The organism is Enterococcus silesiacus, from assembly GCF_001886225.1.
Taxonomy (GTDB): domain Bacteria; phylum Bacillota; class Bacilli; order Lactobacillales; family Enterococcaceae; genus Enterococcus_L; species Enterococcus_L silesiacus.
Genome location: NZ_JXLC01000014.1, coordinates 68041 through 82657, shown reverse-complemented (window position 1 = coordinate 82657; position 14617 = coordinate 68041). Strand labels below are relative to the sequence as shown.

The following is a 14617-nucleotide window of genomic DNA, read 5'->3' as shown; positions in this document are numbered from 1 at the left end:
ACCTTGCGTTCACTCTCAAAATTCTTGGATATACCACCACCTTGAATTTTTTGATATTTACTTTATAGATCCTAAAAATGATCTATAATCCGCTTGTTCCGTTGTTTCTTTGATACTTAATTTTTCAAAATCACCTTCAATAAAATTAGAAAGTGTGCCAGATAACTCATGTGTAATTGTTGCATTGCCTATGAGTTCCATCCAATATCCATCTGAATCTTCCTCATGAACGACTGTTTTTACCATGCCGCCTGTATTTTTGACAGTAATGGTTTGATTAAAGTCACCCTCGTTCAACAATACATACATTAAACTGCTCGCGCACATAGCCGTCCCACAAGCACTGGTAAATCCAACACCTCGTTCAAAGGTCCGCACAAATAATTGGTTTTTCGCCAATACTTCTACAAAGCTGACATTGACTCCATCAGGAAAAAGTGTATTTTCTCCATTTACATAGGCGGCAATTCGATCAAATTCATCGCCAAAGAGTGTTTGGTGATCGACAAATGTAATCAGATGCGGATTAGGAACTGCGACGACTGAAAATTTCAGCTTGCTTGATAATTCAGGGATTATTTCATCAATGATCCTATTATTCTTAGTATTCATCGGGATCGCTTCTGCTTCAAAACGCACGGGTGAAATCTCCACTTGATAGGTCGCTACCTTGTCCGCTAGCTTGGGTGCCCGTCGTACCTTGAGATCAGCAAACATCGTCTCCACAGTAAAGGATTCCTTATTGGACTTTTCAGCTAAATATCTAGCCACTGTACGCAAGCCATTGCCGCACATACTGGCTTCACTACCATCACTATTGATAACACGCATCTTGGCTAGTGACTCACCTTTTACTACTTCTTCCACCAATAAAAGACCATCAGACCCACCAAGCAAGCCCGACCTTCTATCACATAAACGGGTGCGTAAATCATCGATTTCCTTATCTGTAAAGGGACGTTCTACCTGCGTTTCATCTATTAAAAAGAAATCATTTTCTGATCCATGAACTTTCTGCATCATTATATTCATTCTCATTCTCCCTATCTTTTTTCTCTATTTATTTTCTATCCCTAACTATTAGTATGCCACAAACAAAAAGAGGAAAACAGTGTAATTTACTGTTTTCCTCAAAAAGTTATAAAATTTACTCATTTTTTGCTTATTTAGCAGCTGTAAAATGTTCGTTGACTTTGTCCCAGTTTACAACATTCCAAAACGCGTCGATGTATTCTGGACGTACATTTTTGTAGTTTAGGTAGTAAGCATGTTCCCATACATCTAAACCTAAAACAGGTGTTTTGCCATCCATTAAAGGCGAATCTTGGTTAGGTGTTGATGTAACTTCTAACTTACCGTTGTTTAAAACCAACCATGCCCAGCCTGAACCAAAACGGCCAGTTGCTGCTGCTTTAAATTCTTCTTTTAATTTATCAAAGCTACCAAAAGCAGTATCAATTGCATCTTTGATCTCACCAGTTGGTGCGCCACCTGCATTAGGTGCCATGATTTCCCAGAAAAATGCATGATTGGCATGTCCGCCACCATTATTACGTACCGCTGTACGAATATCTTCTGGAATACTGTCCATGTCAGCGATCAATTCTTCTACTGATTTAGTTCCTAATTCAGGGTGTTTGTCGATTGCTGCATTTAAGTTTGTCACATACGTGTTGTGATGTTTGTCGTGGTGTAGATGCATAGTTTCTACATCAATATAAGGTTCTAATGCATCATAAGCATAAGGTAAATCTGGTAAAGTGTAAGTCATAAAAAATCCCTCCATTATTTAAGTATAAATTTCATACATTTATAGCATAACAGATTTTATGGCAACCTTCAAAGTAATTGCTTACAAAAATTTGGTCAAACTTGTTTTTCCTTGTTAACTCCTTTAAAATGACCTGTATACTCAATTTGAAGTCAGGAGAAAATTTATGAACTCATTTAAGCTTTTTAAACACTCACTCTATCAGTTTACAGATCTCAATCAAGCGAAAAAAATGCCGTTTTGGAAAGTCATTTTTTACGTTTTCTTCTTAAGCATTATTCTTGCCTTGCCAATCACAAAACAAATATTTTCTATTATGCAAGACATTAAAAATGATGGCCAAGAAATTGCAAAAAAACTGCCGGATTTTGACATTAAAGATGGTACGTTACACACAGCAAAGTCAGCTGAAGGGTTCATCTATCAAACAAATTCAATTATTTTTACCTTTGATCCAGATGGAAAACGGTCTCTAAGTGATGTCACGGCTGATTCAATTGGAAATGCGGTCGGCTTAGGATTTTTACAAGATGAATTTGTCGTGTCTTTACCAAATTCTGGTACAGCCGACTCCTTACTAGGCTCTAATCAATTTGAAGTACCGTATGCGAATAGTACATTAGATGGGTTAAGCAGCAAAAATTTGAAGCAAGCCTTAGACGAAGCAAGTGTTCCTTTTTGGATAAAATTAATTGTGTTTGTCTTTACTTTATATCCGACTTTTATCAATTTGGTGATCAATTTGCTTTTTATTACGATTGGAGCCAACCTTTATAGTAAGATTCGCTTATATAACTTACGCTTTTTGGATTGTCTAAAGATCACAACTTATTGTGCAACCTTGCCTGTGATCATCAGCAGTCTTCTTCATTTTTTCAACCGATCTTTCGATGACAGCTTTTTGATTGTCATTACTTCTTTATTGATCTTCTTCTTTGCCATCCGGAAAGAAGAACGGCAAACACCACCTTTAGTTTAATACTATGATATCAGAACGGCTTTAATTGTTTGACTAAATCTTAAACTTTTCTTACATTCTCAGTTCCCTAATTATGTGATAAGATAGACCATGAATTACACTGATTGAGAAATAGTTTATAAAATAATATCTACAGTAATAAGGAGAGAACTCATTATGGGAGAATTGACCCATCGTAAAAATACACGTCAAGTTAAAGTTGGTGATTTAACAATCGGTGGAAGCGATGAATTATTTATTCAAAGTATGTGTACGACAAAAACACATGATATTGAAGGGACTGTCACTCAGATCAAGCGCTTAGAAGCAGCTGGTTGTCAAATCGTTCGTGTTGCGGTTCCTGATGAGGCTGCCGCTGACGCTTTAGGTGCAATTAAAAGTCAAATTTCGATTCCTTTGGTTGCTGATATCCATTTTGATTATCGACTGGCACTAAAAGCAATCGAGCAAGGTGTAGATAAAATCCGAATCAACCCAGGAAACATCGGCCGGAAAGATCGCGTAGAAAAAGTTGTGACTGCATGTAAAGCTAAAGGAATACCAATCCGGATTGGTGTAAATGCTGGTTCTTTAGAAAAGAAATTCTTACAGCAATATGGCTACCCTACTGCTGAAGCGATGGTTGCCAGTGCCGTTGAACATATTAAAATACTTGAAGAGCTAGAATTTTACGATATCATCGTTTCACTAAAAGCAAGTGATGTCACTCTAGCAATTGATGCCTACACTCTAGCCGCACAAACATTTGATTATCCTTTGCATTTAGGAATCACAGAGGCTGGTACTAAGTTTTCAGGCGGAATGAAATCTGCCGCAGGCCTTGGCGCATTACTTTCCCGTGGTATCGGAAATACTTGTCGTGTTTCGTTATCGGCTGATCCTGTTGAAGAGATCAAAGTTGCTAAGGAAGTGCTAAAAGCCTTTGGTTTAGCAAGTAATGCCGCTACATTGATTTCTTGCCCAACCTGTGGACGTATCGAAATTGATTTGATCCCGATCGCTAATGAGATTGAAGAATACATTGAAAAAATCAAAGCACCAATCAAAGTCGCTGTTCTAGGCTGTGCTGTCAATGGACCCGGTGAAGCGCGCGAAGCAGATATTGGGATTGCTGGTGGCAATGGTAAAGGAATGCTCTTCAAAAAAGGCAAGATCATCCGCACGGTTCCTGAAGAGATCATGGTTGACGAGCTAAAAAAAGAAGTCGATCTGCTTGCAGCAGCATATGCTCGTGGCGAAAAAATATAACAGAAAAATAATGAATAAAAAAGATTGAACGGTTAATAGTTCAATCTTTTTTGGTTTAATAGGCTTTTTTGTTACAATGGACTAGCAAGGAGGAATCGACATGGGACAACCACTAATCTATCTTTATGAACAAATGAAAGAAGAACAAGTTGAATCACTCAGACAAATGACTCCTGATCATATTATTATTGATGCTAAAAGAGAATCAGCACAAATAAATGATGACGATATTGAAATCATGCTCGGTTGGGATGATACATTAGGACAGCGTTTATTGGCTTCGGAAACAAGTCGCTTAAAATGGGTCCAATCTGTTTCTGCTGGGGTGGATTCATATGATTTAAAACGTTTTGCTGAAAAAGGAATTTTACTCTCAAATGCCAGTGGTATTCACAGCATTTCCATTTCAGAGCATGTTTTAGGTGTTTTATTAGCTGAATTTCGCGGCATTCGTACTAGTGTTGTCAACCAATCAAAAAAAGAATGGACTAGAAAAAATATTACCTATCGGCAATTATCTAAGCAGAAAATGCTGATTGTTGGAACTGGACACATTGGACAACAACTTGCGGTCTTCGCGCAAGGTTTAGGTCTTCAAACCTACGGTGTTAACACTTCTGGTCATGTGACCAATGGTTTTATCGAATGTTATTCACATAAAAATATGAGCCGCATCGTCAATGAAATGGATATCGTCGTAAATATCCTTCCTCTAACCGATGAGACCTATCAAATGTACAACGAGCGGATGTTTCTTGCGATGAAACCCGGCACCGTTTTTGTTAATGTCGGTCGTGGTCCGTCCGTTAATACAAACGATTTAGTGCATGCCTTGGAGACAGAGCAGCTAAGTTTCGCAGCATTAGATGTTTTTGAAGAAGAACCACTGCCTGAGGACAGCCCGTTGTGGCAAATGGAAAATGTTTTGATCACGCCTCACATTTCCGGTCTAACGCCTGAATTTAAGACAAAACTAATGAGAATATTTACCCAAAATCTTAGCCAGTTCTTGAAAGAGGGAACTTTAGCTAAAAATGAAATAGCTTTACACCAAGGTTATTAACAAAAATACCGACTCGAGCGACTAATAAGTCTATTCGAGTCGGTATTTTTTATTTTTTTTGATCTTTTTCTGTTTCTTTAACAAGATAAATCGGACGTTTTTTTGTTTCCAAGAAAATCTTACCGATGTATTTACCAATAATACCAAGGCAAAGTAACTGCAAACCGCCAACAAATAGAATAATACAAACCATAGAAGGCCATCCGCTAGTAGGATCTCCTTGAATAATCGTTCTAAAGAAAATAATAAACATCGCAATAACAGATCCAACACATGAAAAAGCCCCAACATAAGAAGCAAGATTTAATGGAGCTTCTGAAAAATTGACAATACCATCAATCGAGTAACTTAATAGACTCAAAAATGACCACGAAGTAGACCCCGCTACCCGTTCACGATTTTCGTAAGAAAGATATTCCGTATTGAATCCTACCCAACTAAAAATACCTTTTGAAAAACGGTTGTACTCAGTTAACTCTAAAATTCCATCTACCATTTGACGGGTCATCAAGCGAAAATCTCTGGCACCATCAACCATCTCTGTCTCACCAATTTTATTAACCAATCGATAAAACATCTTAGCAAAAAAACTGCGAATAGGCGGTTCGCCTTCTCGATCCCCTCGTCTTGTACCGATACAATCCAATTCCCGGTTTGCTTCAAGCATTTGAATCATTTTAGGCAGTAATTCTGGCGGGTCTTGTAAATCAACATCCATTACGGTAATTAAGTCGCCTGTCGCTTCATTAAGTCCAGCGTACAATCCTGCTTCTTTTCCAAAATTTCTAGAAAACGAAATGAAACGAACTTTTTCAGGATGTTCTTTATATAAATTTCTCAGTGTATTTAACGTTTGGTCTTTTGAACCATCGTTAATAAATATGTATTCTATGTCATGTTGAATTTGTGAACTTACTTTCTCCACTTCTTCAAAAAACAATGGGATTGACTCCTCTTCGTTGTAACAAGGAACGATAATAGATAGCATGAAATTTCCTCCAAAAAATATTCTCTTTCATTATAGCACATATCTATAATGGAATAATAAAAAAAAGCTGATAAGCATTCGAATCCACTATCCGTCAACTATTTTGAAAACAGCATCTCTCAAAAACAAATTTATAAAAAATAAATAACAGATATTTTTTAATTATTTCCAGTCGAAAAACCGAATAAGCCTTATGCTTTATGGGTCATTCAAACTCAAAACAAATTATTAATCTAACTTTAAATAATCATTACATTTTTGTTTTTAGTTTGATTTCCAATTGAAATCTATTAAATTAATGGTTATTATAAAGAGAGTAAGTGTTTTTTTATCTCGAATATACGCAATTGTATAACTTTTATATTCTTTTAATAACGGAAAAGCATAATATTTTTACGAAAAGGAGATTAAATATGTTAGAAGATATTTTATTAGATGATGTTGCCCAGCGTAAAATCAGCGTTTTTAATCAATTACTGAATACCGCAAACGGTACATATAGCGTTCATTATTTTGAACAATTCACAGATTTTTCCTATGCTCGCTTGAATTCATTATTTGCTGAAATACATGAAGATCTCATGGAAAAGCAAGGACTTGAGTTATTGAATGATCAAGGGAAAGTACATATAGACTTATCAAAGTTACGTGATATTCCATATTCTCAATTTTTATTTCGAAAGAGCTTACCTTATAAATTTTTACTTGCAACAATTTTAGAAAACAACTATACCATAGAAAATTTTTGTAGAGATCATTTTATTAGCCGGGCGTCAATCATTAGAAGACTTCAGCCTTTGATCAATTATTTAAAAAAATTCGATATTCAACTCAACTGTTCTAAACTTCAACTGTCTGGAAAAGAAAACTTGATTCGAATTGTTTATTTAAATTTCTTTTGGATTACATCGTATGGCGAAGATCTCTTTTTAGCATTGGACGAATCAAAAAGAGGCTTTGATCTCTTTGACCCAGAGGACCATCAATGGATGACCTATACTGAGCCTAGAGAGTGGTATTTACTGACAACAATTTCTCGTTTGCGGATCAAAAAAAAGCATTATATTTTCGAACCGCCATTTAAACAACTGACCTTTCCAAAAACAAATATGTCTTTTATCAAAGAATTGGAGCAATCAAGGCTCCCTCAACAATTCATAGAAAGAGAAGTTACGTTTCTTTCGTTTATGATGTTTTATTGGAGTATCTATTTTTATGCAGATGATCCTCGAATTCATTTCGTAAAAGAATACATGAAAAGCGAACAGCAACCACTAGGTAACCTGATTGGGCGTTTTGAGGAATTTTACTCTCCTCTATTTTCAGAAAAAGCTTTATCTAATGACGAAAAAGACCTGCTGAATATCAATATTTTCACAACTTGTCTTAATCACTCTGTCTTAAAGGATTCTCTTCCATTAGCGATCAATTTCATGGAGACGTGTACCAAAGAGCGAAACCCTTTATATGATCCTCTTGCTGCAAAAGTTAGAACATTCCTACAAGAGATCATTTTAATCCCTGAATTTGACTGGATCAAAAACTGTTTAGAAGATTTGGTCTATATCTGTTCGTTCTTAATGTTGCCTTTTTATGAGCGAAGTAATCCAAAATATCAATTGAATGTAGGTATTATTTTATCCCCAAACGCTATTTTTTTACAATCACTTTTTGATTTTTTAGAACAAATTTCATTTATTTCTGTCTCATTTGTTTCTTCAACCTCTAAGGATAACTATGACTTCTACATAGCAGCATCGAAACTACTGCTGCCAGATAAGATCAAGCAAAATAACAACTTTCAAATTATTCCCCTGTCTCCTGCATTAGACTATCAAGTTGGGCTTATTGATACTTTACATAAAAAATATACAGAAAAATCTTCTTCTTTGGTTGGTTGATATAGAATTGATCCACTATAGTACAAACAGAGACTTATGACTTTATGACTGAGGATGGGACAGAAGTGTTTAGCCCCGAGAAATAAGCTGGAATTCACGAAAATTGTTCTTCAAATTTTTGTGAATTCCAGCTTATTTCCGAAGGGGTTGCTTCTGTTTCCACCGTTTATTCCGATTCCAAGTGATTGGGTTGTAACTCGTAGAGTTATGTCCCAGTCACCTCAGGATTCTATTAACTATTTTTTCGTATAAAAAAGGATAGAGCAGAAATCGAGCTTCGCTTCCGCACTATCCTTCTTCGTATCTATGGTGATGTTACTTGCACTGTGAAGTTTGAGTCTATCATATTTTGCTTCAAGTTATTGCTTTAAATCTTCTTTATTTTCAGCGAATTTATATTTTGGTTCATCTGTTTCTTCATCATAATCCACTAATAAATCGTATCCTTTAAAAAACCAGTCATCTGTCTCTTCAATAAAATAGGTAATCCCATCGATGACTTCTTTTACTAAAGGCTGATCTGGTGCTTCTACAGACATTGCAATAGAAAAGCCTTCATGTACATCGGTTTTACCATAAATTTTACCGTAAAAACGAATACCACTATCTGAGGTAACACCTACTTCGTCTTTAAACCATTGTTGCGCACGCGGCGTAATTGTTAATTTCATTTTCATTTCCTCCTAACCTACGATACCACACTTGTCATTTTAGCATAGACTTTGATTTTCAAAGAATAAAGTGCTTAGGCCTTATTCATTCATCTTATCATCTAAAAGATCAACATCATCTGTTTCTCCAACAACTAATAAGTTATCGTTTTCTCTAACCATCTCTTCTGCTGCTGGTGATGCAATTACCTCTGATTTCGATCGACGAATGGCGACGACCGTCAAACCAAAGCGCTGACGAAAGTTCAGTTCGCCTAAGGTTTTACCGTAAAATTTTGGATTTGAAACGCGTACCTCTGCTAAAGATACTTCATTTGATAATTCAATATAGTCTAAAATATTTCTAGAAACTAGTTTATGAGCAACTCGAATACCCATATCTCGTTCTGGATGGACAACAAGGTCTGCGCCGATTTTTTCTAATACTCTGGCGTGGTATTCATTGACTGCTTTGGCTAAAACGTTTGGCACACCCATTTCTTTAACCATTAAGGTAACTAAAATACTTGCTTGGATATCTTCACCGATTGCAACAACTACATGATCAAAGTTGCGTATACCTAAAGAACGCAATGTTGCTTCATCTTGTGCATTTGCCACAACTGCATGTGTTGCTATATTCATGTATTCATTGACGCGATCTTCATTACTATCAATCGCCAAAACCTCTTGGCCCGACTCGACCAAGGTCTGACAGATGCTGCCGCCAAATCTTCCTAAACCGATAATTGCAAAATTTTGCTTCATATTTATTTCTCCTAGCATCAAATTTAATTTAAGTATAACAAACCGATAGACAATTGAACAGAAACAGCCGCCATTCCTTTCTTCATCCATTAGAGAACCCAGCTACTTTGAGTGACGCTTTGCGTTACACAGATTTTTTCCATATAAAAAAAGGCGACACCTTTAAAAATAGACTAGTATTCACAAAAATCTTATACACAATTGTTGTGAAAGTCAGCTTATTTTCAAAGGAGTTGCTTTTTTTGTTATTTATTCATACCTAAGGTCTCTAGTTTAATTAATTATTTTCTATTTTGCTAGTCCATGCTGAAACGCATAAATAGCCGCTTGCGTACGGTCTTCAACATCTAATTTTGCTAGAATGTTCGATACGTGCGTCTTGACTGTTTTAAGAGTGATAAACAACTCATCTGCGATTTCTTGATTACTACGTCCTTTAGCTATTAGCATCAAAATCTCATGTTCGCGATTCGTCAAGTCTTCATGCAAAATAGGTTCTTGCTTTTTGGTCAAACGTTCCATCATTTTAGTTGTTACTTCTGGCTCTAAAACGCGCTCTCCTCTAGAAATCGCACGAATTGCGTTGGCAATTTCGTGTGCAGTTGAGGTTTTCAATAGATACCCAGCAGCTCCAGCTTCAATTGCTGGATAGACCTTTTCATCATCAATAAAACTAGTAACAATAATAATCCGTGCTTGCGGCCAATCCTTTAAAATCGCTTTCGTTGACTCGATTCCATCCATCACATCCATGACTAAATCCATTAAAATCACGTCTGGACGTAATTCTAACGCTTTTTCATACCCAATCTGACCGTTTTCAGCCTCTCCGATCACCTCAATATCTTCTTGAATCGATAAATAAGAAGACACTCCTAATCGCACCATTTCATGGTCATCCACTAACATTACTTTGATCACTTGTTGTTTCCTCCTTTATTACAGGGACTTTGATCTCAACACTTGTTCCTTGACCTTTAAAGCTGATTATCTTAACAATACCGCCCATACCAGCTACACGTTCGCGAATATTTTTTAACCCATAACTACCCGCTTTATTATCATTTTCGCTCATATCAAAGCCTACTCCATCATCTACCAGACGTAATAAAACATTTTTATCTACCTGATGAAGGTATACTTCAAGCTCTTTTGCTTTGGCATGGCGTAACGTATTAGAAAGTAGTTCTTGAACGATTCTAAATAGATGATCTTCAATACTATTATTCAAATGGACATCTTCAACATCCCATGTTAGCTCGATTTTGATTTTAGTTTGTAACTCTTTTAATAATTGCTCAATCCCTTTACGTAAGCTTTTTCCTTCTAAGCTTACAGGACGCAAATGAAGCAATAAGGCACGCATCTCAGATTGAGATGCATTGATAATATCTGTTACTGTCACCAATTGTTTACGAAACATTTCTGGTGTTTCACTTCGCTGGGCTTGTTCATTTAAAGCAGATAACATCATCATTGCAGCAAACAGCTGTTGGCTAACTGAATCATGAAGCTCTCTGGCAAGTCTGTGACGTTCTTCTTCTAAAATTTCTTCTTTGGTTTCTCCGTCCATCAATTGCGGACGACTATTCAATAATTGCAATTCTTTTGACATTTCTAATAATTTCGTTCTGATTTTTAAAATATCTTGGTCGACTTCGCCGATATACTGATCATTACTAGCATGTGCTACATTCTTAGCCAAAGCTGGATTTTCATAGCTACCCCTAGCTAACAACCGAAGTTTTTCTTCAATTCTACCATATTGTGCTTTTTGTACAATAGATACGAGTAAAAAGGTAGATAAACCAACCAAAAGAGAAATCAAGACCATATGGAAAATCAAAGGAATGTAAAATACCTTCCTTTGAATTAATTCCAACATCCAATTTTTCTGTTTGATTGAATGAAAGTATGAAAATAAGGTGAGTAAAACAACGATAAATGTGCTGCATGCAGCATATAAAGAAAGCATCTGTCGAGAGATCTTACCCATCATACGCGAATCACCTCTAGGTCTCCGACTAACGTATTCGTAATGATTTTTAAGCGTCGATTATTGGTATCAAAATCACTACTGTAAATTTTCAATGATTCATTTTTCAAATGATATTTTTCTTCTTCAAAGTTAACATTTCCATAGAATGTTGAATGCTCCAACATCACTGCTACTCCTAGCGGAACTAAAATTCTGGTGCGGCCAAAGCCCTTACGAATAATAATAATACTATCGTCTTTAGGTAACAAAGTATTCCCTAAGTCAACGATGGTGTCACCTGAAAGAACATCTATATTGATGTCATTCCATTCGTAAACATTATTACCGATACGTTCATTGGCAAACCATGAACGCTTGAAACGGCGACCATTTTTAGGTTCAACATTGGTTGTTTCCACCATGATCATTTGTTTCTTTCGCCATGGAGCGCGCTGCGTAATATCAACACCGGCGATCTCTACACCTTTTAAACCAATAAATAAAACGCCAAATACTAACATCAACCAAAATGCTGGACTATTCATGACTCCAATTAGAATCAGGATGACCCCCAAAACTAATTGAAAGTTATTAAAATTGCTGCGATGAACCTTCTTCATTGCATAAGTAACACTTAAGATACCCAGTACCAACAAAACAATCAGGCCTGGATTATGTAAAATTTGCCATAATGCCAAAATAAAAAGTAAAGCTTCTACTACAATAAAAAAACGCCATGGGTTGTTCATGATAATCCCCCTTCCTATGAAATTAGTATACCTTGATTCCTCTATTAATGTTAGTTGCTAAAGGCCCATTTTACTATAGGACTTTAGCCCTAATTTTAAGTAACAAGCGGGTTTATCCTGTGACTTATTCAGGTTTAAAGGGCAAGTCAAAACTACTAATAGCTTTGGCTCGCCCTTTGTTCTTATTAACTGTTTTGTTAGCCGACTTTTGTGATTCTTACTTGCATATCTCCACCAGGAGTTGCAATAGCGACTTGATCGTTCAATTTTTTACCGATCAAGGCTTGTGCAATTGGTGAATCATTTGAAATTTTACCAGAAAAAGGATCTGCTTCTGCACTCCCTACAATGGTATATTCTTCTTCATCGCCATCAGGTAATTCAACAAATGTCACTGTTTTTCCAATTGAAACTTCGTCAGAATCAACCCCATTATTATCAATGATTTGTGCAAAACGAATCATATTTTCTAAAGTAGTGATCTTGCCTTCCACAAAAGCTTGTTCATCTTTAGCAGATTCATACTCTGAGTTCTCTGATAGATCACCAAAGCTTCTTGCAATTTTTATACGTTCAACGATTTCTTTTCGTTTAACTGTCTTTAGTTCTTCTAATTCTTGTTCCAATTTTTCTTTGCCTTCCAGTGTCATAGGAAATACTTTTTCTACCATGTTAATTTCTCCTTCTTAACTTACTACAATATTTTATTTTATTTTCATTGAAAAATTCCGCTTTCAATCCAGAAAAGAGTACCACGCTTTAAGCAAATTGTAAATAATATTCCCTTAATTTTTATAAATCTGCTAGATTTTTTTTCTAATAGAGCACTCTTTCAACGTTTTTTGGTGCAGGATTTCGTGAATCCAGAGTAAAGCGAAACGAGCCGCCTAGATAATAGGTTGGCTCGTAATAGGATACGCAAACTTAAAGGCTATTCACTTTTTTCAGTTTCAGTCTTATTGACATACTTATCAACATACTCTTGATGTTGTTCGTACGTTTCTGCAAAGTAGACATTTCCTGTTGAAATTTCAGCAACAAAATAAAGATAGTTATTAGGTGTTGGATTCAAGACTGCATTAATGGCCTGCTCACTAGGGCTATCAAATGGTCCTGGGCCATATCCAGTATTTTTATACAGGTTATAAGGTGAATCCACTTCTAAATCTTTATAAGTAACTAATTCCTTATGTTCTCCTAAAGCGTATAGGATAGAAATATCCGATTGCAACGGCATATTAGCTGCAATTCGATTAAAGAAGACTTGAGCGATTTTCTTACGATCATCTTCTTTGATGCCTTCTTTTTCGACCAATGAAGCCAGAGTCAGTACTTGTTGAATCGTCATACCTTTCGCATGCACCATTGGAATAAATGGTTCGATCACACTATTGGTCTTGGCAACCATTTGATCTACAAAATCCTCTAGTTTAGCATCTTTGTAATAATCGTATGTTGCAGGGAACAAATACCCTTCCAAACGATAACGAACATCGGTTGCCTCGGCTGCACTTGCCAATAGTTCTGGGTATTTTTCTTTCATTGTGTCAAAGAATGCTTGATCCTTCATCAAATCGATAAATTGCGTTTTCTTAAAACCAGTATTTTTTTCAATTGCATCGCCGATTTTATCAATGTCAAACCCTTCTGGAATCGTTACTTTCCCATCAGCAAGCTGAGTCGGCTCAGCTGTTCCACCTTCTCGTAGAAGTGCACCTATATCATCAAGCGTCATATTTGGCGACATTTGATAATAACCAGCCTGAAAATCAGTTAGATTTTTAAATTTTGCATAGTAATTGAAAACTAAACCACTTTTGATGACCTTGCTGTCTTCTAAAATATTCGCGATTTTTTTATTCGACGAATCTTCTGGGATATGCACTTGCACTAATTTAGTATCTTTTTTATCAAGTGGTTGCAGGCCTTTATTTACGTAATTATAGAAAGTGAAACCAAAAATGGCAATCACTAGGATCAAAACAGAGGCCACGATCAACACAATTCGACTAACAATACGGTCTTCTTTTTTTCTAGTACGCTTATTCGGGTTATCCTCTTTAGTCGTTTGTCTAATAGTCGATTCTAGCGGTTCATCAGATTGCTCAGTTCGCTTTGCGTGATGCTCTACACTGCGCGAGCCAACCGATTCCATGTCATCTTGTTTGGTCGGTTCTGTTTGATCATTTGACTGAGATTGATATGTTCTATTATATTCTGCTTCATTAGGCTTTGATACGTTCTGAGCATTGTGTTCAGAAGAAGCTGAATCATCATTTCCAATTTCTTCTCCCCGCAAAGAACGTAAGACCTGATCTTTAAACGAAGACTTGGAATGATCTTGATTATTTTGGTTATCTTCTGCCAAAACAAATCCTCCTTACTTTCTATGTATCTTCTTTAACTTTAACCATTATACATGAAAGCTTTTTAAATTTAAACTTTTTTAGAGAAAAGTCACTAACTTGTAAGATTTGTTTTCTCTATTAAAATTGAAAAACAGGCTGAAGACGTGTGTCTTC

General features: G+C 36.1%; 14 protein-coding genes. 4 read left to right on the top strand and 10 right to left on the bottom strand.

Annotated features, from left to right (window positions below; genetic code table 11):
- Window positions 1-57 precede the first annotated feature (57 nt).
- Window positions 58-1032 (bottom strand): diaminopimelate epimerase, encoded by a 975-nt coding sequence (gene dapF / locus RV15_RS10760; protein ID WP_071878052.1) that lies wholly within the window; start codon window positions 1030-1032, stop codon window positions 58-60.
- Between the two features lie 130 nt (window positions 1033-1162).
- Window positions 1163-1771 carry a superoxide dismutase gene (locus RV15_RS10755; protein ID WP_071878051.1) on the bottom strand — a complete coding sequence of 203 codons (609 nt, stop codon included), beginning with the start codon at window positions 1769-1771 and terminating at the stop codon, window positions 1163-1165.
- 166 nt (window positions 1772-1937) lie between these two features.
- Between RV15_RS10755 and RV15_RS10750 the strand changes: the two genes are divergently transcribed.
- From RV15_RS10750 to RV15_RS10740, 3 genes are all read left to right on the top strand, one after another.
- Complete coding sequence (locus RV15_RS10750; RefSeq protein ID WP_071878050.1) at window positions 1938-2750, top strand: DUF1189 domain-containing protein; 813 nt, start codon at window positions 1938-1940, stop codon at window positions 2748-2750.
- A gap of 156 nt (window positions 2751-2906) precedes the next feature.
- Window positions 2907-3998 (top strand): flavodoxin-dependent (E)-4-hydroxy-3-methylbut-2-enyl-diphosphate synthase, encoded by a 1092-nt coding sequence (ispG, locus tag RV15_RS10745; RefSeq protein WP_071878049.1) that lies wholly within the window; start codon window positions 2907-2909, stop codon window positions 3996-3998.
- 100 nt (window positions 3999-4098) lie between these two features.
- Window positions 4099-5061: a phosphoglycerate dehydrogenase gene (locus RV15_RS10740; RefSeq protein ID WP_071878048.1), complete on the top strand. Its 963-nt coding sequence runs from the start codon at window positions 4099-4101 to the stop codon at window positions 5059-5061.
- A gap of 49 nt (window positions 5062-5110) precedes the next feature.
- Here RV15_RS10740 and RV15_RS10735 read toward each other — a convergent pair whose 3' ends face one another.
- Window positions 5111-6049, bottom strand: a complete 939-nt coding sequence (locus tag RV15_RS10735) for a glycosyltransferase family 2 protein (protein ID WP_071878047.1) — start codon at window positions 6047-6049, stop codon at window positions 5111-5113.
- A 413-nt stretch (window positions 6050-6462) separates the two neighbouring features.
- Here RV15_RS10735 and RV15_RS10730 point away from each other — a divergent pair, with 413 nt between their 5' ends.
- Window positions 6463-7950 carry a helix-turn-helix domain-containing protein gene (locus RV15_RS10730; RefSeq protein ID WP_071878046.1) on the top strand — a complete coding sequence of 496 codons (1488 nt, stop codon included), beginning with the start codon at window positions 6463-6465 and terminating at the stop codon, window positions 7948-7950.
- A gap of 359 nt (window positions 7951-8309) precedes the next feature.
- Here RV15_RS10730 and RV15_RS10720 read toward each other — a convergent pair whose 3' ends face one another.
- The 7 genes from RV15_RS10720 to mltG all read right to left on the bottom strand — a co-directional run bounded on the left by RV15_RS10720 (window position 8310) and on the right by mltG (window position 14463).
- Complete coding sequence (locus RV15_RS10720; protein WP_071878045.1) at window positions 8310-8621, bottom strand: HesB/YadR/YfhF family protein; 312 nt, start codon at window positions 8619-8621, stop codon at window positions 8310-8312.
- 81 nt (window positions 8622-8702) lie between these two features.
- Window positions 8703-9368, bottom strand: coding sequence for a potassium channel family protein (locus tag RV15_RS10715; RefSeq protein ID WP_071878044.1), 666 nt, complete (start codon window positions 9366-9368; stop codon window positions 8703-8705).
- Window positions 9369-9656: 288 nt separating this feature from the next.
- Window positions 9657-10289 carry a response regulator gene (locus tag RV15_RS10710; RefSeq protein WP_025871509.1) on the bottom strand — a complete coding sequence of 211 codons (633 nt, stop codon included), beginning with the start codon at window positions 10287-10289 and terminating at the stop codon, window positions 9657-9659.
- Entirely contained in the window at window positions 10264-11367 is a 1104-nt protein-coding gene (locus tag RV15_RS10705; RefSeq protein WP_071878043.1) for a sensor histidine kinase, read from the bottom strand. Before RV15_RS10705 ends, RV15_RS10710 begins: the two co-directional genes overlap by 26 nt.
- A complete protein-coding gene (gene liaF, locus RV15_RS10700) occupies window positions 11364-12095 on the bottom strand; it encodes a cell wall-active antibiotics response protein LiaF (RefSeq protein WP_071878042.1) in 732 nt (243 codons plus the stop codon). Before liaF ends, RV15_RS10705 begins: the two co-directional genes overlap by 4 nt.
- A gap of 197 nt (window positions 12096-12292) precedes the next feature.
- Window positions 12293-12766, bottom strand: coding sequence for a transcription elongation factor GreA (gene greA, locus RV15_RS10695; protein WP_071878041.1), 474 nt, complete (start codon window positions 12764-12766; stop codon window positions 12293-12295).
- Between the two features lie 260 nt (window positions 12767-13026).
- The gene (gene mltG / locus RV15_RS10690) at window positions 13027-14463 is read right to left on the bottom strand and encodes an endolytic transglycosylase MltG (protein ID WP_071878040.1); all 1437 of its coding nucleotides are present in this window, start codon (window positions 14461-14463) and stop codon (window positions 13027-13029) included.
- Between the last annotated feature and the right edge of the window lie 154 nt (window positions 14464-14617).